Raw genomic sequence first — 20,759 nt, 5'->3', positions numbered from 1 at the left:
AGGAAGTGAACAAGTTCATGAGTGCCTTGAAGTTTCACTGGTTCCTACCGACGAACGGCGGTGACGGCCGTCATGTCGTCGGAGGTGGACACGGTGTCTCCGCCGGAACCGGTGGGCGCCCCGCGTCTGTTCCGTACCTCGGTCAGATCGCCCGCAGCGCAGAGCAACTCGGATTCGAGGCTGCACTCACCCCCACCGGCGCCTGGTGTGAGGACGCGTGGATCTCCACCGCGATGATCAGCAGCCTCTCGGAAAGGCTGAAGTTCCTGGTGGCGTTCCGTCCGGGCGCGATCGCGCCGTATCTCGCCGCCCAGATGTCGGGCACCTTCCAGAATCTCACCGGTGGAAGGCTTCTCCTGAACGTCGTCACCGGCGGCGAGGATCACGAGCAGCAGATGTTCGGCGACTTCCTCGACAAACAGGAGCGGTACGCGCGCGCCGGCGAATTCCTCGAGATCGTCCGGCGATTGTGGACCGGCGAGACCGTCACGTTCGCGGGCCGCCACCTCTCGGTGAACGATGCCACCCTGCAGCACATCCCGGATCCACTGCCCGAGATCTACTTCGGCGGGTCGTCGGCGGCGGGGATCGCGGTGGCGGCCGAGCACGCAGATGTCTACCTCACCTGGGGCGAGCCGCCGGAGGCGGTGGCCGAGAAGCTGGAGCGGGTGCGCAAGGCGGCCGCCGACGTGGGCCGGGAACTGAAATTCGGTATCCGTCTGCACACCATCGCGCGCGACACCTCCGAGGCGGCGTGGGCCGAGGCGAACCGGCTGCTCGAACACATCACCGACGACGAGATCGACCGCATCCAAGCAGGTCTCAAGCGAAGCGCCTCCGAAGGACAGCAGCGCATGCTCGAACTCAACAAGGGTTCCAAGGACGGCCTGGAGATCTACCCCAACCTCTGGGCCGGGATCGGCCTGGTGCGCGGCGGCGCGGGGACGGCCATGGTCGGTTCCTTCACGGAGATCGCCGATCTCATCGAGGCCTACCACGCGGTGGGAATCGACGAGTTCGTGCTGTCGGGCTATCCGCACCTGGAGGAGTCGTATTGGTTCGGCGAGGGTGTGCTCCCCGAGCTGACCCGACGAGGATTGTGGCAGCATCCGGCGCCGGTAGTCGGTCGGGCCACGGTACCGTTCGGATCCGCTCCGACCGCCCGGGTGGCGGCATCGTGAGCGACTCAACTGCGCCGGGAGCGGCTCGATGACGCTGCGGACCAACCAGGACCTCGATCCGGCCGAGCTGCGTGCCGCGTTCGGAGTGTTCCCCACCGGGGTGGTCGCAGTGGCGGCCGAGGTCGACGGACATCTCCGGGGCCTGGCGGCCAGTTCGTTCACCAGCGTGAGCCTCGATCCGCCTCTGGTGTCGTTCTCGGTCGCGAGCGCATCGAAGACGTGGCCGGACCTGCGCCGTGCCGACCACCTGGGTGTCACCATCCTGGCCGAGCAACACGGCGCCGTCTGCCGGCAGCTCGCGGGCCCGGTCGAGGCGCGCTTCGACGGCATCCCGATCTCGGTGTCCACCGATGGCGCAGTCCTTCTCGACGAGGGGATCGCACGATTCGACACCACGATCTACCGCGAGGTTCAGGCCGGCGACCACATCATCGTCCTACTCCACCTGCAGGCGGTCGAGCACCCGGACTCGGGTAATCCCTTGATCTTTCACCGGAGCAGCTTCAGTCGACTGGTCGGCATCGGGCACATCCCCAGCGCCGGCCGCATCTTGTGACGGTCGAAAAACAATCGCGCTGAACACAACTGGTCTCCAAGTCGGTTCCATCAGGGAGTATCGCAACCGTGACCCGCGTAATCCGTTTCAACGCCTTCGACATGAACTGTGTCGCCCACCAGTCCCCCGGCCTGTGGCGGCACCCCGACGACCAGTCCTGGCGGTACAAGGACCTGAGCTATTGGACCGAGCTGGCCGCGCTGCTGGAGCGGGGGCGGTTCGACGGCCTGTTCATCGCCGACGTGCTGGGCACCTACGACGTGTACGGCGCCAGTGACCAAGCCGCGATCCGCCACGCTGCACAGGTCCCGGTGAACGACCCACTGCTAGTGGTGAGCGCCATGGCCGCGGTCACCGACCACCTGGGGTTCGGGATCACCACCGGAACCGGATTCGAGCATCCGTACCCCTTCGCCCGCCGCATGTCGACGCTGGACCATCTGACCAACGGCCGCGTCGGCTGGAACGTCGTCACCGGCTACCTGCCGTCGGCGGCACGCAACATGGGGCAGGACGATCAACCGGCACACGACGCCCGCTACGACCACGCCGACGAATATCTCGAAGTGCTCTACAAATTGTGGGAGGGATCGTGGGAAGACGATGCGGTGGTGCGTGACCGTGCGCGAGGAGTTTTCACCGAGCCGTCGAAGGTCCACCACATCGGGCACGAGGGAAAGCACTTTCGGGTGCCTGGTATCCACCTGGCCGAGCCGTCTCCCCAGCGGACACCGGTGATCTATCAGGCGGGGTCGTCGCCGCGCGGGGTCCGTTTCGCCGCCGAGAACGCCGAGGCGATCTTCACCGCGGCACCCACGAAAGCAATCCTGCGCGAGACAGTTTCGACGATACGCCGGGAGCTCGAGTTGACGGGTCGCGATCCGTACTCCGCCAAGATCTTCAATCTCGCCACCGTGATCACCGCAGCGACCGACGACGAGGCGAGCGCGAAGCACGCCGAGTACGCCGCCTACGGCGACCCCGAGGGTGCGCTGGTGTTCATGTCGGGATGGATGGGCGTCGACCTCGCGCGCCACCAACTCGGCGACCCGGTCGGCAATGTCGACTCCAACGCGATCCTGTCGGCGGTCGCCGCCTTCCAGTCCGCCGACCCGGACGGCCGCGAATGGACCGTGCGCGACATCGCGAAGTGGGGTGAGATCGGCGGACTCGGTCCGCGGATCGTCGGTTCGGGCTCACGGGTCGCCGACACACTCCAGGAATGGGTCGACGAGACCGACGTCGACGGCTTCAACCTCGCCTACGCCATCACCCCCGGGTCGTTCGCGGACTTCGTCGACCATGTGGTTCCGGTGTTGACCGCGCGCGGTGCGTACCAATCGGCATATGCGCCGGGCACGCTGCGCAACAAGTTGCTGGGTGCGGGTGACCGACTGGCCGCCGACCACCGCGGAGCGCAGTACCGGGTGGGTGGTCCACGATCGACCATCGTCGACCGGCCCTTGACGGCGCCCTCCTCGTCCTCATCGGTCGCGTCGCAACCCGCTCGCGGATGACACCGCATGCGAGTGGATCGAGTGTGCCGCGGATGCGTGCCCTCGCGCGGATGGCCAGGTCGCGATCCGTCCAGCAGATCGAGGCCGCCCTCGGCCTGACCCCGGATCAGCCTCGGGATGTGTACTCGATGCTGGTGGGTCCGGTCTCCCGACGCCGTCCGGACACCGCGATCGCGCCGCCGCGGCCGGGATCGTGGACGACGACGTCGGACGAATCCGGGGACGCGTTCCCCATGCTCGTCCGCCCCACCGCCGGCGAGGTCGATGCGCCCGGAGGTGCCGCGTCAACCGACGCCGATCCAGAAGGAGATCGAGATGACAGCTGTTCGCGGTGAGTTCTATGTCGGCATCAGCGGCGGTGGCACCCACCCGGCCATCGATCGGACGTCGGCCCATGTCGTGTCGCCGACGGTGTCGACGCCCGATCACCCCGGTGCGATCCGATCGGGACTGGTCATCGACGCCGATCACCTCCAGGAGGCACAGACGATCACGCGTCGACGTCGGGTGCCGGATCCCGATGGCGGTCCGGCGGCGACCCGAACAGTGCTTCGGGTGGAGGTCCTGCTCGGCGAGACCGCACATCGCGCCCGGTCGACCCTGCACCGCCTCGACGCTCGGCTGGCGCACCCGCATCCGGCTCGGAGCGTGCGGTTTCTAGGGACGCTCGACGGCCTGAAGCGGTTGATCTCGGACATCCGGGTGACCGATGTCGCGGACGGGGTCATCCTCGATCTGCTGGACCCTCGACAACGCCACATCGTTCGCGACGCCGTCCCGACGTATCGGACCGAGGCCGGCAAGTCGGAGGCGACGCTCGCCACCGGATGAGCTCGCCGCGCCGCCGCCACGGGCGTCGTCCGGCGATGCGCCGGAAGGATGCGGCATGTCCGACTCGTGTAGAAATTGGGACATGGCGACGACGAGGCCGCGGCTCCGCTGGCTGCTCCCCGCATTGTTACTGCTGGCCTGGCTCGTCATCGGCGGCATCACGGGCCCCTACGCCGGCAAGCTCGCGTCGGTGTCGACGAACGACAACACCGCCTTCCTGCCGGCATCCGCCGAGTCGACCGAGGTCAACGACCTGCTCGGCGGCTTTTCCGACACCGACACCGTCCCCGCGGTGGTCATCGCCGAGCGCACCGGCGGGCTGACCCCGGCGGACCAATCGTTTCTCACCTCCGCCACCGCCCCGCTCGCCGGCACCGAAGGATTCGGTGCCGAGTTCTCGCCGCCGATCCCGTCGAAGGACGGCGAGGCGGCCCAGATGTTCATCCCGATCGCCACCTCCGGGGAACCCGGCGACACCGTTGAGAAGCTGCGCGACGCGCTGAGCTCTCCCCCGGACGGGCTGACCGTCCTGGTCACCGGTCCCGCCGGTCAGATCGCCGACCTCGGCGAGGCGTTCGCCGGCATCGACGGTCTGTTGTTGCTGGTCGCCGGCACCGTGGTGATCCTCATCCTGTTCGTGGTCTACCGCAGCCCGATCCTGCCGTTCGTGGTGATCATCTCCGCCGTGTTCGCGCTCGGACTGGCCTCCGGCGCCATCTACCTGCTGGCGAACAACGACATCCTCGAGCTGAACGGGCAGAGCCAGGGCATCCTGTTCATCCTGGTGTTCGGCGCCGCCACCGACTACGCGCTGCTGTTGGTGTCCCGGTTCCGTGAAGAACTGACCCACGACGACAAGTACCGCGCCGTGCGCGCCGCCTGGCGCGCGACGATCGAACCGGTCAGTGCGTCGGCCGGGACCGTCATCCTCGGCGTTCTGTGTCTGCTGTTCTCCGATCTCAACTCCAACAAGAGTCTCGGGCCGGTCGCCGCGATCGGCATCGCCGCGTCGTTCATCGCATCGATGACATTTCTGCCCGCCGCGCTCGCCCTGCTCGGTCGCACAGCTTTCTGGCCGCTGGCCCCCAAACACACCGACAGCTCGGAGCCGGGAAGCACCCACCGCTTCTGGGCAGGCATCGCCGACCGGGTCGCCGCACGCCCGCGCGCCATCTGGATCGGCACGCTCGTGGTGCTGCTCATCGGCGCCGCCTTTGCGCCGACGTTCAAGTCCGACGGCATCGCCCAGACCGACTACTTCCTGGGGTCGGTCGACTCGGTCCAGGGCGCCGAGATCCAGGCGAAGCACTTCGATGCCGGCAGCGGGTCGCCCACCTGGATCATCGCTGATCAGGCGCAGGGCGAGACCGTGCTCGACGCCGTCCGCGGCGTCGACGGTGTCGCATCCGCCGACCTCGTGGAGCAGGGCGGCAGCCCCGTCGTCGTGGACGGCAAGGTGGCCGTGCAGGCGACGCTCACCGACACCGCCGACTCCCTGGCCGCGCAGGACACCGTGGTGGCGATCCGCGACGCGGTGCATCCCATCGACGACGCCGGCGCGATGGTCGGCGGCACCACCGCCATCGACCTCGACACCCGCACCACAGCGATCCACGACCGCAACCTGATCATCCCGATCGTGCTGGTGGTGGTCCTCGTGGTGTTGATGCTGCTGCTGCGCAGCATCGCGGCGCCGGTGATGCTGCTGGCGACCACCGTGCTGTCCTTTGCCGCCACCCTCGGGGTGGGCGCCCTGCTGTTCAACGGGCCATTCGGCTTCGCCGGAGCCGACCCCGTCGTACCGCTGTTCGCGTTCGTGTTCCTCGTCGCCCTGGGCATCGACTACAACATCTTCTTGATGACGCGCGTCCGCGAGGAGACCAAGACGCACGGCACCCGGGACGGGATGCTGCGGGGGCTGACCGCCACGGGCGGTGTCATCACGTCCGCCGGCGTGGTTCTCGCGGCCACGTTCGCGGCCCTCGCGGTGATCCCGCTGCTGTTCCTGGCGCAGATCGCCTTCCTCGTCGCCTTCGGCGTCCTCGTCGACACGCTGATCGTTCGCACTCTTCTGGTGCCCGCACTGACGCTCGATATCGGCAAACGTGTCTGGTGGCCTAGTTCGTTGTCCCGCTGAGGATCTCGCTTTCCCGGGGTGATCACACACCCGCTGATCCGGACATCTGCCCAGCTCCGATACCAAAAAGCGATCCTGAGAGATCGGTGAAATCAACGCGTTTCATTCGCGCGCAGACTAGCGTCGTCTTATCGCTTCCGAATGATCGTTAGTTGGTGATCCCTTGACACTCGCCGAACACAAAGCACATGGCCGTGAAGACTTCGCGTCCCTGCGCAGCGGGGGCCTCAATTGGGAGTCGTTTCCGTTGCGCCTCTTCATCAAAGGCAATGCCCGATTCTGGGATCCGGCAGCCATCGACTTCCGTCGCGACGCCGCGGACTGGACCGAGATCACCGAGGAGCAGCGTCGCAGCACCACCTTCCTCGTCAGTCAGTTCATCGCCGGCGAGGAAGCCGTGACCCAGGACATCCAACCGTTCATGAAGGCGATGGCGGCCGAGGGCCGCTTCGGCGACGAGATGTACCTCACGCAGTTCTGCTTCGAGGAGGCCAAGCACACGCAGGTGTTCCGGATGTGGATGGACGCCGTCGGCCTGACCGGCGACCTGCAGCCGTTCGTCGCCGACAACCCGTACTATCGGCAGCTCTTCTACGATGAACTACCCGCGTCGCTGCACAAGCTGGACGAGGACCCGTCACCGGCGAACCAGATCCGCGCCAGCGTCACCTACAACCACGTGATCGAGGGCAGCCTGGCGCTCACCGGCTACCACGCATGGCAGACCGTGTGCTCGCGGCATGGCATCTTCCCCGGGATGCAAAAGCTCATCAAGTTCATCGGCAACGACGAGCGGCGCCACATGGCCTGGGGAACCTTCACCTGCCGACGGCTCGTCGCCGCCGACGACAGCCTCTGGGACGTGGTCACCGCCCGGATGGGCGAACTGATGCCCCTGGCGCTCGGGATGATCAACTGGGTGAACGAGCAGTTCGACGAGCAGCCGTTCGGCCTGGACAACAACGAGTTCATCGCCTACGCCGCCGATCGTGGCCAGCGCCGGATGAGTGCCATCGAGTCTGCCCGCGGCCGCCCCGTCGCCGAGATCGACCTCGACTACTCACCCGAGGTGCTCGAGGACCAGTTCGGCGAGGAGGACATCGCTGCGATCGCCGAGTGAGACCTCCCGACGGCTGGTTGAGTAGCAGCGCGCGAGCCCGCCGCCCCTCCGCTGGTTGAGTAGCAGCGCGCGAGCCCGCGAGCCCGCTGCCCCAACCGCTGGTTGAGTAGCAGCACGCGAGCCTGCGAGCCCGCCGCGTATCGAAACCCCGCGACCACCCTTCCCAACAAACTAGAACACGTTCTACCCTGGCAAGGTGGATGTCACCTACGACGCGACCAAGCGCGAACTATCGACTGACCAGGGCACGCTTCGCTACCACGAGGCCGGCGACGCTGCCGCACCCCCGCTGATCCTGCTGCACGGATCCGGCCCCGGCGTCACCGGCTGGCGTAACTACCGCGGCAACCTGGGCTTCTTCGCCCAGACCCATCACTGTTACGTGTTGGAGTTCCCGGGCTTCGGGGTGAGCGACCCGGTCGAGGGACACCCCGTACTCACCGCCGGGTCGTCGGTGATCCGGTTCATGGACGCCCTCGGCATCGAGAAGGCGCCGATGATCGGCAACTCGATGGGCGGCGTCGTCGGCGTGAACCTCGCCATCAAGAAGCCCGACCGCGTCGAGAAGCTGGTGACGATCGGCGGCGTCGGACCCAACGTGTTCAGTCCGAGCCCCAGCGAGGGCCTGCGCCTGCTGCAGGAGTTCACCGACGACCCGAGCCGCGACAAACTCGTGCGCTGGCTGTCGGCGATGGTCTACGACCGCAAGCTCGTCACCGAGGAACTCATCGAGGAACGCTGGGAAGCCGCGATCCATCCGGACGCGCAGAAGACGGCGCAGATGATGTACGGATCGGCCGCCTTCGAGATGCAGCAGCAGTTCATGGCTGCCTCCGACACCCCGCCTTACTGGTCGATGATGCACAAGGTCGCCTGCCCGACGCTGCTCACGTGGGGCCGCGACGACCGCGTGAGCCCGCCCGACATGGCGATGGTGCCCATGCGGCTCATCCCCGACGCCGAGCTGCATGTGTTTCCCAAGTGCGGGCACTGGGTGATGATCGAGGCCAAGGAGGCGTTCGAGGCGACGGTGGCCGCCTTCCTATCCCGCTGAAGCCCGCCCTGATCGTCACCGCCGTAGATCCGAGTCACTATCTGACTCGGATCTACGGCGCAGAGATTTCAGTCGCGCCGATGCACTGTGGGCACGGGGCCACCGAGCCCGGCCAACCGTGGCGATTCAATACCTTTCCGATCTTCACCGCTGTCGAGCACGCTCGCGCATATGCCTGCCCCCAACCAATCCGGAGTGTCTCTCGGTCGGCACCCGCTGCCGCGTCGAGGTCACGCTCCAGATCTCTGTCGCGCGCAACACCGTCGTCGTGTCCCAGCCGCCCGTCCAATTCCACCACCACGTTCCACTCGGGATAGTCGACATCTCGAAACCCCCTCCGCCCCACGCCCGTGGGCGCCTGTCGACGTGGTGTCGGCAGACCATGCGCGCGTTCGACTTTGGCCAGGTATTCGTGCTCGAGTACCGAGCATGTCCCGTCGCGGGCATCACAGAGAACCTGCTCGACAAATACGCGCCAACGCATCCGTGGGCGCGACTGCAACGTAGCGAGGAGTCGCTCGGCAGTGGTCTTTCGAGCTTGTATGACATCAGTGAGAGATGCCACGACGCGCGTCTGGGAGTTCGCCAGCGAGACCAGGTCAAGGACCGCCTCCTCGAGCCGAAGCCGCGGTGGGTGGGCGTCGACGAGTACCTGCTCGTCGAATCCAGCTGCATAGTGCACGACGACACCTGTGCGTCGAGTCACCCGACGGTGGCGGGCGACCGCGATGTGGATCGGGCCGGCGCCCTGATCGTCTGCGTCACCGACCGCCGATGCGTGGCTCAACGCGGCCGGCCACGCATCGAGGACCGCCGCCCACGCCCGCTGCCGCCACGTCAGCGGGCCGGTGTGATCGACGTATGTCCCGGGATAGATGGTGGTCCACTCTCGACGGCGGATCCGACATCGGATATAGGACACGGTGAATCCGCAATCCAGGACCTGCCGGCGTGCGACCACACCGTCTTGGGCGTCGAGCAACTCGTGCAGTCGGGCGGCATCGGCCATGGCATCAGTCTCGCGCCGCACCCGGCCCACCGACCGTTCTCGTCAGCAGCCTGTGGATAACCACTCGCGCCGTACATATGAGTCACTATCCGACTCAGAAATACGGCGCACGTTAAAGCCCCGACCGGAACGCGTCCGGTCGGGGCTTCGACGAATTCAGTTCAGCCTAGAACTTCTCGCCCTTGGCAGCCTTGTCCACCAGGCTCTGCGGCGGCTCGAAGTGGCTGCCGTACTTGCTCGCGAGGTCGCGGGCACGATCGACGAAGCCCTGCAGGCCACCCTCGTACTGGTTGATGTACTGGATGACACCGCCGGTCCACGCCGGGAAGCCGATGCCGAAAATGGAACCGATGTTGGCATCCGGCACCGAGGTGAGCACGCCTTCATCGAAGCACTTCACGGTCTCGAGCGCCTCGGCGAAGAGCATCCGCTCCTGCATGTCCTCGAACGAGATCTGCTTGCTGCCCGACTTGAAGTGCTCGCGCAGTCCGGGCCACAGGCCGGCGCGCTTGCCGTTCTCGTCGTAGTCGTAGAAGCCCTTGCCGTCCTTCTTGGCGGTGCGGCCGTTCTCGACCATCCAGTCGACGACGGCGTTGCTGCCGTGCTGCGGGACGTCCTTGCCCTCGGCCGCCAGAGCCGCTTCGGTCTCTTTGCGGATCTTCTGCGGCAGCGTCAGGGTCAGCTCGTCCATGAGCTGCAGCGGCGCGGCCGGGTAACCGGCCTGGGTGCCCGCATGCTCGATGAATGCCGGCTCCACGCCCTCGCCGACGGCCGCGATGGCCTCGTTGACAAAGGTGCCGATGACGCGGCTGGTGAAGAAGCCACGGCTGTCGTTGACGACGATCGGCGTCTTGCGGATCTGCAGCGTGTAGTCGATGACCTTGGCCAGCACCTCGTCGGAGGTCTTCTCACCACGGATGATCTCCACCAGCGGCATCTTGTCGACCGGCGAGAAGAAGTGGATACCGATGAAGTCCTCTTGGCGCTTGACGCCCTGCGCGAGGCTGGTGATCGGCAGCGTCGAGGTGTTCGAACCCAGGATCGCGTCCGGCTCGACGATGTCCTCGATCTCCTGGAACACCTTGTGCTTGACCTCGACCGACTCGAAGGCGGCCTCGATGACGAGGTCGACACCCTTGAAGTCGGCGGCGTCGACGGTCGGCGTGATCCGCGCGAGCAGAGCATCGCTGCGCTCCTGCGTGGTCTTGCCCTTGGCGAGTGCCTTCTCCTCGAGCTTCTCGGAGTACGCCTTGCCCTTCTTCGCGGCGTCGAGGTCGATGTCCTTGAGGACGACCTCCATGCCGGCCTTGGCCGACACGTACGCGATCGCGGCGCCCATCATCCCGGCACCGATCACACCGACCTTCTTGGCGGTGTACTTCTCGATGCCCTCGGGACGCGAGCCGCCACCGTTGATGTGTTGCAGATCGAAGAAGAACGCCTTGATCATGTTCTGCGCGACCTGCCCGGTCACCAGCGAGACGAAGTAGCGGGTCTCGATGATGTCGGCGGTGTCGACGTCGACGTAGGCACCTTCGACTGCGGCGGCCAGGATGGCGCGCGGAGCCGGCATGTTGGCACCCTTGATCTGCTTACGCAGCAGCGCAGGCAGTGCCGGGAGGTTGGCGGCGAAGGCCGGGTTGGTGGGAGCACCACCCGGGATCTTGTAGCCCTTCTTGTCCCACGGCTGCGCGGCTTCCGGGTTCGCGGAGATCCACGCCTTGGCGGCCGGGACCAGTTCCTCGATCGAGCCGACGACCTCGTCGACCAGGCCGGTCTCCTTGGCCTTGGTGGGGTTGAAGCGGGTGCCCTGCAGGAGCACACCCATCAGGGCGTTCTGGATGCCGAGCAGGCGGACGGTGCGGACCACGCCACCGCCGCCGGGGAGCAGACCGAGGGTCGCCTCGGGCAGACCGATCTGTACGCCCTTCACGTCGGCGACGACGCGGTAGTGGGTGTGTAGCGCGATCTCCAGGCCACCACCGAGGGCGGCGCCGTTGATGGCGGAGACGACGGGCTTGCCCAGGGTCTCGAGGCGTCGCAGCACCCGCTTCATCTCGTTGGCGCTGTGCGTGATCTCGGTGGCGACCTCTTCCTTCGACTTGCCACCGTTGCCGCTGGTCATGTCCTTGAGGTCGCCGCCGGCGAAGAAGGTCTTCTTCGCCGAGGTGAGCACGACACCGGTGATGTCGTCCTTCTCGGCCTCCAGTCGCTCGACGGTCGCCGCCATTGACGACCGGTAGAGGTCGTTCATGGTGTTGGCGCCCTGGTTGGGGTCATCCATGGTCAGGACGACGACCCCGTCGGCGTCCTTCTCCCACGCAATCATGTTGTCACTCATGTTGTTTGAAATGTTCTTTCTGTGAAGTTTCGACCTGAGAAGCCAGCCCCCACCCGCGGGGGAGCGAGCACGTCCCCCCGCTCCCTGAGGAGCCTCGCGAAGAACGAGCGCGTCCCTCCGCTCCCTGAGGAGCCTCGCGAGGAACGAGCGCGTCCCTCCGCTCCCTGAGGAGCCTCGCGAAGAACGAGCGCGTCCCTCCGCTCCCTGAGGAGCCTCGCGAGGAACGAGCGAGGCGTCACGAAGGGCCGATGACGACGGTCGGGAAGGTCAGAGACGCTCGATGATGGTCGCGACGCCCATGCCGCCGCCGATGCACAGGGTGACCAGGCCGTAGCGGCCGCCGGTGCGCTCGAGCTCGTCGAGGCAGGTGCCGAAGATCATCGCGCCGGTTGCGCCGAGCGGGTGACCCATGGCGATCGCGCCACCGTTGACGTTGACCTTCTCGTGCGGGATCTTCAGATCCTTCATCCACTTCATGACGACCGACGCGAACGCCTCGTTGAGCTCGAAGACGTCGATGTCGTCGACGGTCAGGCCGGCCTTCTTCAGCGCCAGCTCGGTGGCCGGGGTGGGGCCGGTGAGCATGATGGTCGGCTCGGAACCGATCTCGGCGAAGGTGACGACGCGGCCGCGCGGGGTGAGCCCGTTGCGCTTGCCGGCCTCTTCGCTGCCGAGGAGGACCAGTCCGGAACCGTCGACGATGCCGGAGCTGTTGCCACCGGTGTGGACGTGGTTGATCTTCTCGACCGAGTGGTACTTCTGCAGCGCGACATCATCGAATCCGGCCATGTCGGCCAGCGCCTGGAAGGCGGGCTTGAGCTTGCCGAGCGATTCGACGGTCGAGCCGGGACGACGATGCTCGTCCTGGTCGAGCACGATGACGCCGTTGATGTCCCGGACGGGGACCACGGACTTGGTGAAGTAGCCACTGGTCCAGGCCTTCTCGGCACGTGCCTGTGACTCGGCGGCAAATGCGTCGACGTCCTCGCGGGAAAAGCCCTCGATGGTCGCGATCAGGTCGGCGCCGATGCCCTGCGGAACGATGTAGTTGTCGTAGGCGGTGGCGGGGTCGGTGAACAGTGCGCCGCCGTCGCTGCCCATCGGGACGCGCGACATCGACTCCACACCACCGGCGAGGACCAGGTCGTCGAAGCCCGACGCGACCTTTGCCGCGGCCAGGTTGGTGGCCTCGAGGCCGGATGCGCAGAACCGGTTGATCTGGGTGCCGGGGACGCTCTCGGGCAAGCCGCTGTTCAGCGCGGCGGTACGGGAGATGACCGCACCCTGCTCGCCCACCGGCGAGACGACGCCGAGGACCACGTCGTTGACGTCGGCCGGATCGAGCGATCCGTGCCGGGCGAGAACCTCGTCGATCAGCCCGGAGACCAGATCGACCGGCTTGATGCTGTGCAGCGAACCGCCGCGCTGCTTGCCACGGGGCGTACGGATCGCCTCGTAGATGAATGCTTGCTCAGCCACGTTGAGTGTTCCTTTCGCATGAACCATGTGTGGTTACCCTCCCAGGCTAACGCGGAATAACTTGTTTGGCCATACCGGGTGGTCAGGGACTCACTTGCACCGCTAATTATGCGCTATGGTCGATTCACCATGGCTACTCCGAAACCGACCCGGCGCGCGCGACCGACCGACCGCAAAGGTCAGCTGGTCCAGCACGCTGCGGCACTGTTCGCCGAGCGGGGCTACACGCAGGTGTCGTTGGCCGACATAGCACGCGCGGCCGGGGTCACCGCACCGTCGGTGTACCGGCATTTCGACGACAAGCAGGCCTTGCTCGCGGCCGCCGTGCTGGCGGGTGTCGACGATCTGCAGATCTGCACCGACCGCGCCCTGAGCGGTCAATCGCCGACCGCCGATCTCATCGAGGCCGCCTGCACCCTCGGCGTGCGACGCCCCGAATCGACGTCGCTGTGGCGGTGGGCCAGCCAACACCTCACCGACGAACAGAACCGCGAGGTGGTGCTGCGCACCCGAGCGATCCTGCACCGGTGGGGAGCGGCGCTGGCCGATGGAACCGACCTGGGTGAGCGGGAGGCCGTCACCCTGGCGTGGGCGACGCTCAGCGTCGCGGGCAGCCTGTCGGTGCACAACACCCGGATGTCGACCACACGCGCACTCGAGGAGATCGACCTCCTGGTGCGTCGGGTGGTCGCTCTCCGGCCGAGCACCGCGCCCCCGCTGCCGCCGATGCCACCGACGGGGGTCGGCGAACCCACCCGTCGCGACCAGATCCTCGATGCGGCAGCAACCCTGTTCGCCGATCGGGGATACGCCGGCGTCGGCGTCGACGACATCGGCGCTGCCGTGGGCATCACCGGCCCGAGTGTCTACAAACACTTCAGCTCCAAGCTGGCGATCCTGCTCGGCATCGGCCAACGCAGTGCGACGCGCCTGGAAGCCGGAGTGATGGCCGCCTATGGCTCGACCTCCGACCCGGCGAAACTTCTCGCATTGCTGGTGGATTCGTACGTCAATGTCATCACCACGACGCCCGACCTCTCGGTGGCCTTCAACAACTCCTACGCCCTGTCCGGCCAGCCCAACGCATCCGACCTCATCGACATCCAACGGCGTTACGTCTCCCGATGGGTGGACCTGCTGATGGACGCCGACCCGGCGCTGACCCGCGAACGAGCGACCGTCGCCGTGCATGCGGCCCTGTCCGTGGTGAACGACGCCATACGGATGCGTCGCGGCACCACCCGGCCTGAATTCGGTGCACAGATGGCGTATCTGATGAAGGGCGTGCTGGGGGTGTGAGACGAGGTCGATGCCCCGCTCGACGTGACTCGATCAGCGGTTGAGACTCGGTCGGAGGTTTGTATCACTATGCTCAGACCGTGACCGGATCCAGCGGCGGAAACGAACCCCGCTACACCCGTGACGAGTTGATCGCCGAACTCGGCCTGAGTCCCGAGTATGCGGAGAAGATCTGGAACGCTTTCGGTTTCGCTCGGACATCGACGCCGGAGAAGATCTTCACCGAGACCGACCTCGACGCTCTGCGCCTGTTTGCCGATTCCGAGCGCACGATGCCGCAGAATGCGCAGGTTGCCATCGCACGCGCCATCGGGCAGACGATGGCCCGCCTCGCCGACTGGCAGGCCGACCAGCTCCGCGACCTCGATCGGAACCCCGATGTGCCCTGGTCCGTCGGCCAGATGAGTGGCGCACTCGGCCAGGTCCAGCAACTCATCTGGCGACGACACCTCGCACTCGCGCTGGAGCACCACATCGCGCACGAGACCGATGAGAGTCACGACCTGGTGGTCGGGTTCGCCGACATCGTCGGCTACACCAGCTTGTCGCGCCGCATCGCTCTGGATGAACTCGAGTCCTTGCTCGAGTCGTTCGAGGAGGACAGTTTCGAGATCGTCGCGGCCAACGGCGGACACGTGGTGAAGACCCTCGGCGACGCGGTCATGTTCACCTGCCACGAACCGGTCGCGGCCGCGGCGATCGCCCTGGCGCTGCACACCCTGTCCACCGAAGAGCGCATTCCGCCGCTTCGGGTCGGCCTCGCGCGCGGTCATGTGCTCAGCCGGCTCGGCGACGTGTTCGGCGAGCCGGTGAACATCGCGGCCCGACTGGCCGGATCTGCCCGCCCCGGAACGACTCTCGTCGATGAGTCGATGGCCGACAGCCTTGCCGACGACGAGCGGTTCTACGTCAAATCCATACCGTCGCTGAGCGTCCGCGGCTATCGCCGGCTGAAGGCAAAGACCCTCGAGGCCAACAAATACTATGACGGTCCGATCGAGTCCGATCCCGAGGCCCCGGCCACCGACGACGCGACGCCGTAGATCCGCACCTCGCTCGCCTTGACCACCAGCATCACCTCCAACCCGGGCGCCATCGCGAGATCGGCGACCGCATCCCAGGTGACCTCCGCATCAACGACCTGCTCGCCGCAGAGCGTGCGCACCACCGCGTGGTCGCCGCGCGGCAGCACCTCGGAAACCCTGGCGCGCATCGCGGTACGTGGACTCCCGTGCGGCGCTTCGAGATAGACCGCAACCGCACGCGGGGAGAACGCCGCCGCGCAGGGTGCACCGGCGGCCAGCACGTCCTCGGCGATCCCGACGACCCGATGTCCGGCTCCGTCGTCGACGCCGTGATCGACATGGTTGCCGACGAACAGGTTGAGTCCCGACAACGAGGCGGTGAACGGGTGCCCGGGCGACGTGAGGACCTCACGTGTCGGGCCGCCGTCGACCACCCGACCATGATCCATCACGAGCACATCCGACGCCAGACTCACCGCGTCGATCAGGTCGTGGGTGACCAGGATTGTCACACCGGCCCGTCCCGCGAGGAGATCACGTAACAATGATCGGATCTGCTGCGCCACAGACACATCGAGCGCGGCGAACGGCTCGTCGAGCAACAACACGTCGGGTTCGGCGGCCAGCGCACGGGCCACCGCGACACGCTGAGCCTGCCCACCCGACAATTGATTCGGCATGCGGTCAGCGAGATCGGCGACTCCGACCGCATCCAGCCAGTGGTCGGTGCGCGCGACGATCTCGCTTCGGCCGAGGCGGGCCGCGCCTGGTCCGAAGGCGACGTTGCGACGCACGTTCAGGTGCGGGAACAATCGCGCTCGCTGGGCCAGCAGGACGATCGATCGTCGGTGCGGCGCGACAAAATGTCGTCCCTGCTGCAGGACGGCGTCGCCTACTCTGATCGTCGACCCGGGCGTTCGCCGCAGCCCGGCCAGCACAGCCAGTGTCGTGCTCTTGCCGGCCCCGTTCGGACCCATGATCGCCAGTGTCGTGCCTTTTTCGACATCGAGATCAACAGTGACGTATGGCCTTTCGGATCTGACCTGCGCCGCCAATCCACTCATGTCGCGACCGCGCGGCTCGGTCGAAGATGTACGGCGACGACCACCACGAGCGCAACCGCCATCAGCAACAGCGCCAACGGCAGCGCCTGGGCAGGGTCGGTGATCGAGTCCAGGTAGATCTTCAGCGGCGCGGTCTGCGTTGTTCCGGGCAGATTCCCGGCGAAGGTGATCGTCGCACCGAACTCCCCCAGGGCACGCGCAAACGCCAGCACGGTGCCTGCCAGCAGCGACGGGACCACCAGCGGCAGTGTCACTTTCCACAGCGTGCGAGTGGGTCCGGCACCGAGGGTGGCGGCCACCTGCTCGTATTCCGCATCGGTCGACCGCAGCGCACCCTCGACGCTGATCACCAGGAACGGCAGGGCGACGAAGGTCTGTGCAAGAATCACCGCAGTCGTGGTGAAGGCGATGGTGATACCCGCGTCGTCGAGGTACTCGCCGACGATGCCCCGACGTCCGAGTGCATAGAGCAGGGCGAGGCCGCCCACGACCGGCGGTAACACCAACGGCAACAACACCAGTGCGCGGACGATTCGCACCACGACACCATTCGATCGGGCGAACACCATCGCCATCGGAACCCCGAACAGCAGACACAACACGGTACTCACCAACGCGGTCAGCAGCGACAGCCGCAGCGCATCCAGCGATTCCGGTGACGTCACCGACGACACGAACTCCGCCCACGGCATACGCACGATCACCGCGACCGGACCGATCAGGATGAACCCGATCCCGATCAGCGCCGGAATGTGCAGCCACAGCGGGACGCGGCGCATCTCAGGCCGGCGCGGGACTGAACCCGGCCTTGCTCAACACCTCTGCCCCCGTCTCCCCGAGCACCATGTCGACGAACATCTGCGCATCCTGTTCGTGCTGGGTACCTTTCACCGTCGCGATCGGATAGGAGTTGACGACCTTGGCGAACGCGGCGTCACCCACCGACGACACCTTGTCGCCCGCGCTCTCGGCGTCGGTGACATAGACCAGACCGGCGTCGGCCTGACCGGAGGTCACCTTGGCCAGGACCGCACTGACCGACGACTCTTCGCTGACGGGTGTGACGTCGATACCCGTGTTCTTCTCGACCGTCGCGGTCGCCGCGCCGCACGGCACCTGAACCGCACACACGACGGTCTTCACCTCGCGATTGCCCAGGTCCGCGAAGGCCCTGATGTTCTTCGGATTGCCCGGTGTGGTCACGATGGTCAGCGTGTTGGTGGCGAAGACCTTCGGATCGACGGCTGTGTCACCGAGTTTGGCCATCGTCGCCTGGTCGGCGGTCGCGATGACATCGGCGGTTGCGCCTTGCTGGATCTGGTTCACCAGCGCCGACGAGCCCGCGAAGTTGAGCCGGACGTCGACGTCGGTGTGTGCCTTCTCGTAGTACCCGGCGATCTCGGTGAATGTATCCCGCAGCGATGCCGCGGCGTAGACGTCGAGGACCTCCTTGCCGCTGCCGTCGCCGTTGCCCGAACATCCCACCGCCCCGACCACCACGGTCATGACGGCCACCATCACGGCCGGCCCTCGCCGCATTCTCACTCGCACGACCTTGTCGCCTCCTCGTCATCACGAACTCTGTGTCTCACGAAACATCGGATCTCACGGAAACTGGTCGGTCAGCCGGCCGAGCGCTCCACGATCACCGTGGTGGCCTTGACCACCGCGGTGGCGATCACCCCGGGCTCGAGCGCCAGGTCACGCGCCGACTGTGAACTCATCAAGGACGTGACCTCGAACGGCCCGCACTGCATCGTCACCTGAGCCATGACGCCGTCGGCGATGACCTCGGTGACGAGCCCGGTGAATCGGTTGCGAGCAGATCTCAGGACGCCGCTGCCGTCATCCGGCTGCCGTCCCGCACGCTCGGATGCCAGAGCCGCCAGTTGAGCACCATCCACCGTGGTGACTCCATGCTCCGCCGTGGTCGCCTCGAGTCGTCCCGCGGCAACCCACCGCCGCACGGTGTCGTCACTGACCCCGAGCAGCGTCGCCGCATCTCGAATCCGAACCCCTGTCATTCAACGAGAGTATCCGCAGTTGCTGGTATTTCTCCATATTTTCGACGCATGTGCGCACTTCTGTCAGGATCTTGACCTCAACCCGACTTGAGGTTCTAGCCTGGTCAGGCAAATCGGACATCGACCGGCGATCACCCGATGATTTCCGGCGGCCGATCGGGTCTGACGAAACGAGGACGATGACCCGGTTCCCGCCGAAAAATCGCTCGCCAATTGTCCGACCCCATCGATAGCGTGGAGAAACATGAGCTCACCTACCGTCCCAGCAGTGGCAGCCGCGGACCCGGCAACGCGCGACGTCGCCATCGAGGCCATCGATCTGGTGAAACGGTTCGGTGACTTCACCGCGGTCGACGGAGTCAGCTTCACCGTGCCGCAGGGCTCCGTCCTCGGATTGCTCGGGCCCAACGGCGCCGGCAAGACCACCATCGTGCGGATGATGACCACGCTGTCACCGCCCACCAGCGGTTCGGCTCGCATCGCCGGGTACGACGTGGCGACCCAACCCGAAATGGTCCGCCGGAGCATGGGGTTGACGGGCCAGGCCGCCACCGTCGACGAGATCCTGACCGGCCGGGAGAACATCCGGATGATCGGCGGTCTGTACGGGATCGGGCGCAAGGAGCTTGCGCGCCGTGCCGATCGCCTGCTCGAGCAGTTCTCACTCACCGACGCCGGGAACAAACAGGTCAAGTCATACTCGGGTGGCATGCGTAGGCGACTCGACCTCGCGGTCAGCCTGCTGGCGGCGCCACCCGTGCTCTTCCTGGACGAGCCGACCACCGGCCTCGATCCGCGCAGCCGATCCGAGCTGTGGGAGGTACTGCGGAATCTGGTTGCCGACGGCACCACCCTGTTGCTGACCACCCAGTACCTCGAAGAGGCCGATCAACTCGCCGACGACATCGTGGTGATCGACAAAGGCAAGATCATCGCGCACGGCACCCCGCTGCAACTCAAGCAGCAGGCGGGTGCGGCGAGTCTGGTTCTCACCGTGTCCGACCCTGACGACATCCCCGAGGCCGAGGCACTCCTGCGCAAGACCGGCACCGACGTCTTCATCGACCACGGCGCCCGACGACTCACCGCACCCGCCGACGGACTCGGCGATCTGACCCGGGTCGTCGCCTGGTTCGACGAGAGCGGCATCGCCGTGGACGACCTCGGTCTCGCCCGACCCAGCCTGGACGACGTGTTCCTGTCACTCACCGGTCACCGTGCCGAGGACGACTCGGCCTCCGAAGAGGAGCAATCCGCATGACCAGCACGATCACCACCACCGACTCGGTGACCCAGCGTCCCGAGATACATCAGACCAGCATCTGGCAACAGTCCTGGATCATGGTGAAACGCAACATGATCCACACCAGACGCATGCCGGAGATGCTCTCCGACGTGACCATCCAGCCGATTATGTTCGTGCTGTTGTTCGCGTACGTGTTCGGCGCATCCATCACCAACACCGGAGGTGTCTCCTACAAGGAGTTCCTGCTGCCGGGCATCATGGGTCAGACCATCGTGTTCACCGCGTTCATCGTGGCGACCGGTATCACCGCCGACCTCGAGAAGGGGATCATCGACCGGTTCCGCTCGCTGCCGATCCGCCGCTCGTCGGTGTTGATCGGCCGCAGCATCGCCAGTCTGCTGCATTCGTCGATCGGGATCGTGGTCATGGCGATCACCGGCCTGGCCATCGGGTGGCGAATCCACAACGGTTTCGGTGAGGCGGTGCTCGGCTTCGCGCTCGTTCTGCTGTTCGGTTTCGCGATGATCTGGTTCGGCATCCTCGTCGGCTCGTGGCTGACCTCGGTGGAGGCGGTCAACGGCTTCATGTTCACCACGCTGTTCCCGCTGACGTTCCTGTCGAACGCCTTCGTGCCCACGGCCCCGATGCCCACCTGGCTGCGGACGATCGCGGAGTGGAACCCGATCTCCGCGCTCGTCCAAGCGATGCGAGTGCTGTGGGGCAACGGACCCGCGGCTGGCCCGGACGCACCGTGGCCGCTGCAGCATCCCGAGATCGCGACGATCATCTGGGCGATCGCGCTGACGATCGTGTTCGCACCGTTCGCACTGCGCGCCTACACCAAGCGCACCTCCGATTGAGCTGCCCGATACCCCG

General features: G+C 66.3%; 19 protein-coding genes. 12 read left to right on the top strand and 7 right to left on the bottom strand.

What is annotated here, in order from left to right; translation table 11 throughout:
• The first annotated feature begins 17 nt into the window (after positions 1 to 17).
• The 8 genes from ACVT6V_RS07010 to ACVT6V_RS06975 all read left to right on the top strand — a co-directional run bounded on the left by ACVT6V_RS07010 (position 18) and on the right by ACVT6V_RS06975 (position 8,396).
• The gene (locus ACVT6V_RS07010) at positions 18 to 1,181 is read left to right on the top strand and encodes an LLM class flavin-dependent oxidoreductase (RefSeq protein ID WP_489899076.1); all 1,164 of its coding nucleotides are present in this window, start codon (positions 18 to 20) and stop codon (positions 1,179 to 1,181) included.
• Between the two features lie 28 nt (positions 1,182 to 1,209).
• A complete protein-coding gene (locus tag ACVT6V_RS07005; RefSeq protein ID WP_489899075.1) occupies positions 1,210 to 1,737 on the top strand; it encodes a flavin reductase family protein in 528 nt (175 codons plus the stop codon).
• A gap of 68 nt (positions 1,738 to 1,805) precedes the next feature.
• Positions 1,806 to 3,254 (top strand): LLM class flavin-dependent oxidoreductase, encoded by a 1,449-nt coding sequence (locus ACVT6V_RS07000; RefSeq protein WP_489899074.1) that lies wholly within the window; start codon positions 1,806 to 1,808, stop codon positions 3,252 to 3,254.
• A gap of 32 nt (positions 3,255 to 3,286) precedes the next feature.
• Positions 3,287 to 3,589, top strand: a complete 303-nt coding sequence (locus tag ACVT6V_RS06995) for a hypothetical protein (RefSeq protein ID WP_489899073.1) — start codon at positions 3,287 to 3,289, stop codon at positions 3,587 to 3,589.
• Entirely contained in the window at positions 3,570 to 4,085 is a 516-nt protein-coding gene (locus ACVT6V_RS06990) for a hypothetical protein (protein WP_489899072.1), read from the top strand. Before ACVT6V_RS06995 ends, ACVT6V_RS06990 begins: the two co-directional genes overlap by 20 nt.
• Positions 4,086 to 4,167: 82 nt before the next feature.
• Positions 4,168 to 6,222, top strand: a complete 2,055-nt coding sequence (locus ACVT6V_RS06985; protein ID WP_489899071.1) for an MMPL family transporter — start codon at positions 4,168 to 4,170, stop codon at positions 6,220 to 6,222.
• A gap of 163 nt (positions 6,223 to 6,385) precedes the next feature.
• A complete protein-coding gene (locus ACVT6V_RS06980) occupies positions 6,386 to 7,342 on the top strand; it encodes a R2-like ligand-binding oxidase (protein ID WP_489899070.1) in 957 nt (318 codons plus the stop codon).
• 196 nt (positions 7,343 to 7,538) lie between these two features.
• On the top strand, positions 7,539 to 8,396 hold the full coding sequence (locus tag ACVT6V_RS06975; protein WP_489899069.1) for an alpha/beta fold hydrolase: 858 nt from the start codon (positions 7,539 to 7,541) through the stop codon (positions 8,394 to 8,396).
• A gap of 52 nt (positions 8,397 to 8,448) precedes the next feature.
• Here the strand turns inward: ACVT6V_RS06975 and ACVT6V_RS06970 are convergent, their stop codons facing one another.
• The 3 genes from ACVT6V_RS06970 to ACVT6V_RS06960 form a co-directional block, all read right to left on the bottom strand.
• Positions 8,449 to 9,405 carry a hypothetical protein gene (locus ACVT6V_RS06970; RefSeq protein ID WP_489899068.1) on the bottom strand — a complete coding sequence of 319 codons (957 nt, stop codon included), beginning with the start codon at positions 9,403 to 9,405 and terminating at the stop codon, positions 8,449 to 8,451.
• 166 nt (positions 9,406 to 9,571) lie between these two features.
• A complete protein-coding gene (locus tag ACVT6V_RS06965; RefSeq protein ID WP_489899067.1) occupies positions 9,572 to 11,746 on the bottom strand; it encodes a 3-hydroxyacyl-CoA dehydrogenase NAD-binding domain-containing protein in 2,175 nt (724 codons plus the stop codon).
• Positions 11,747 to 12,013: 267 nt separating this feature from the next.
• The gene (locus ACVT6V_RS06960) at positions 12,014 to 13,225 is read right to left on the bottom strand and encodes an acetyl-CoA C-acetyltransferase (protein ID WP_489899066.1); all 1,212 of its coding nucleotides are present in this window, start codon (positions 13,223 to 13,225) and stop codon (positions 12,014 to 12,016) included.
• A gap of 129 nt (positions 13,226 to 13,354) precedes the next feature.
• Between ACVT6V_RS06960 and ACVT6V_RS06955 the strand changes: the two genes are divergently transcribed.
• Both ACVT6V_RS06955 and ACVT6V_RS06950 read left to right on the top strand, forming a co-directional pair.
• Entirely contained in the window at positions 13,355 to 14,524 is a 1,170-nt protein-coding gene (locus tag ACVT6V_RS06955) for a TetR/AcrR family transcriptional regulator (protein ID WP_489899065.1), read from the top strand.
• Positions 14,525 to 14,604: 80 nt separating this feature from the next.
• Complete coding sequence (locus tag ACVT6V_RS06950; RefSeq protein ID WP_489899064.1) at positions 14,605 to 15,567, top strand: adenylate/guanylate cyclase domain-containing protein; 963 nt, start codon at positions 14,605 to 14,607, stop codon at positions 15,565 to 15,567.
• Here the strand turns inward: ACVT6V_RS06950 and ACVT6V_RS06945 are convergent.
• The 4 genes from ACVT6V_RS06945 to ACVT6V_RS06930 all read right to left on the bottom strand — a co-directional run bounded on the left by ACVT6V_RS06945 (position 15,507) and on the right by ACVT6V_RS06930 (position 18,637).
• Positions 15,507 to 16,613, bottom strand: a complete 1,107-nt coding sequence (locus ACVT6V_RS06945; protein ID WP_489899062.1) for a sulfate/molybdate ABC transporter ATP-binding protein — start codon at positions 16,611 to 16,613, stop codon at positions 15,507 to 15,509. The genes ACVT6V_RS06950 and ACVT6V_RS06945 overlap by 61 nt on opposite strands.
• Positions 16,610 to 17,392, bottom strand: coding sequence for an ABC transporter permease (locus ACVT6V_RS06940; protein ID WP_489899061.1), 783 nt, complete (start codon positions 17,390 to 17,392; stop codon positions 16,610 to 16,612). The genes ACVT6V_RS06945 and ACVT6V_RS06940 overlap by 4 nt, the downstream gene beginning before the upstream one ends.
• 1 nt (position 17,393) lies before the next feature.
• A complete protein-coding gene (gene modA, locus ACVT6V_RS06935; RefSeq protein ID WP_489900734.1) occupies positions 17,394 to 18,152 on the bottom strand; it encodes a molybdate ABC transporter substrate-binding protein in 759 nt (252 codons plus the stop codon).
• Positions 18,153 to 18,235: 83 nt separating this feature from the next.
• Entirely contained in the window at positions 18,236 to 18,637 is a 402-nt protein-coding gene (locus tag ACVT6V_RS06930; RefSeq protein WP_489899060.1) for a TOBE domain-containing protein, read from the bottom strand.
• 244 nt (positions 18,638 to 18,881) lie between these two features.
• On the opposite strand from ACVT6V_RS06930, the gene ACVT6V_RS06925 reads away from it, so the two are divergent.
• The gene (locus tag ACVT6V_RS06925) at positions 18,882 to 19,898 is read left to right on the top strand and encodes an ATP-binding cassette domain-containing protein (RefSeq protein WP_489899059.1); all 1,017 of its coding nucleotides are present in this window, start codon (positions 18,882 to 18,884) and stop codon (positions 19,896 to 19,898) included.
• The gene (locus ACVT6V_RS06920) at positions 19,895 to 20,743 is read left to right on the top strand and encodes an ABC transporter permease (RefSeq protein WP_489899058.1); all 849 of its coding nucleotides are present in this window, start codon (positions 19,895 to 19,897) and stop codon (positions 20,741 to 20,743) included. Before ACVT6V_RS06925 ends, ACVT6V_RS06920 begins: the two co-directional genes overlap by 4 nt.
• Positions 20,744 to 20,759 lie beyond the last annotated feature (16 nt).

It is taken from the genome of Gordonia sp. LMA167 (assembly GCF_058130025.1).
Note: the sequence above shows the minus strand (reverse complement) of the source record. Positions and strands in the feature narration are given on the sequence as shown.

Bases quoted from the DNA above. Each gene is read 5' to 3' on its own strand.
- ACVT6V_RS07010 (WP_489899076.1), top strand. From the start codon at position 18: ATGAGTGCCTTGAAGTTTCACTGGTTCCTACCGACGAACGGCGGTGAC.
- ACVT6V_RS07005 (WP_489899075.1), top strand. From the start codon at position 1,210: ATGACGCTGCGGACCAACCAGGACCTCGATCCGGCCGAGCTGCGTGCC.
- ACVT6V_RS06995 (WP_489899073.1), top strand. From the start codon at position 3,287: ATGCGTGCCCTCGCGCGGATGGCCAGGTCGCGATCCGTCCAGCAGATC.
- ACVT6V_RS06990 (WP_489899072.1), top strand. From the start codon at position 3,570: ATGACAGCTGTTCGCGGTGAGTTCTATGTCGGCATCAGCGGCGGTGGC.
- ACVT6V_RS06985 (WP_489899071.1), top strand. From the start codon at position 4,168: ATGGCGACGACGAGGCCGCGGCTCCGCTGGCTGCTCCCCGCATTGTTA.
- ACVT6V_RS06970 (WP_489899068.1), bottom strand. From the start codon at position 9,405: ATGGCCGATGCCGCCCGACTGCACGAGTTGCTCGACGCCCAAGACGGT.
- ACVT6V_RS06965 (WP_489899067.1), bottom strand. From the start codon at position 11,746: ATGAGTGACAACATGATTGCGTGGGAGAAGGACGCCGACGGGGTCGTC.
- ACVT6V_RS06955 (WP_489899065.1), top strand. From the start codon at position 13,355: ATGGCTACTCCGAAACCGACCCGGCGCGCGCGACCGACCGACCGCAAA.
- ACVT6V_RS06945 (WP_489899062.1), bottom strand. From the start codon at position 16,613: ATGAGTGGATTGGCGGCGCAGGTCAGATCCGAAAGGCCATACGTCACT.
- ACVT6V_RS06940 (WP_489899061.1), bottom strand. From the start codon at position 17,392: ATGCGCCGCGTCCCGCTGTGGCTGCACATTCCGGCGCTGATCGGGATC.
- modA (WP_489900734.1), bottom strand. From the start codon at position 18,152: ATGCGGCGAGGGCCGGCCGTGATGGTGGCCGTCATGACCGTGGTGGTC.
- ACVT6V_RS06930 (WP_489899060.1), bottom strand. From the start codon at position 18,637: ATGACAGGGGTTCGGATTCGAGATGCGGCGACGCTGCTCGGGGTCAGT.
- ACVT6V_RS06925 (WP_489899059.1), top strand. From the start codon at position 18,882: ATGAGCTCACCTACCGTCCCAGCAGTGGCAGCCGCGGACCCGGCAACG.
- ACVT6V_RS06920 (WP_489899058.1), top strand. From the start codon at position 19,895: ATGACCAGCACGATCACCACCACCGACTCGGTGACCCAGCGTCCCGAG.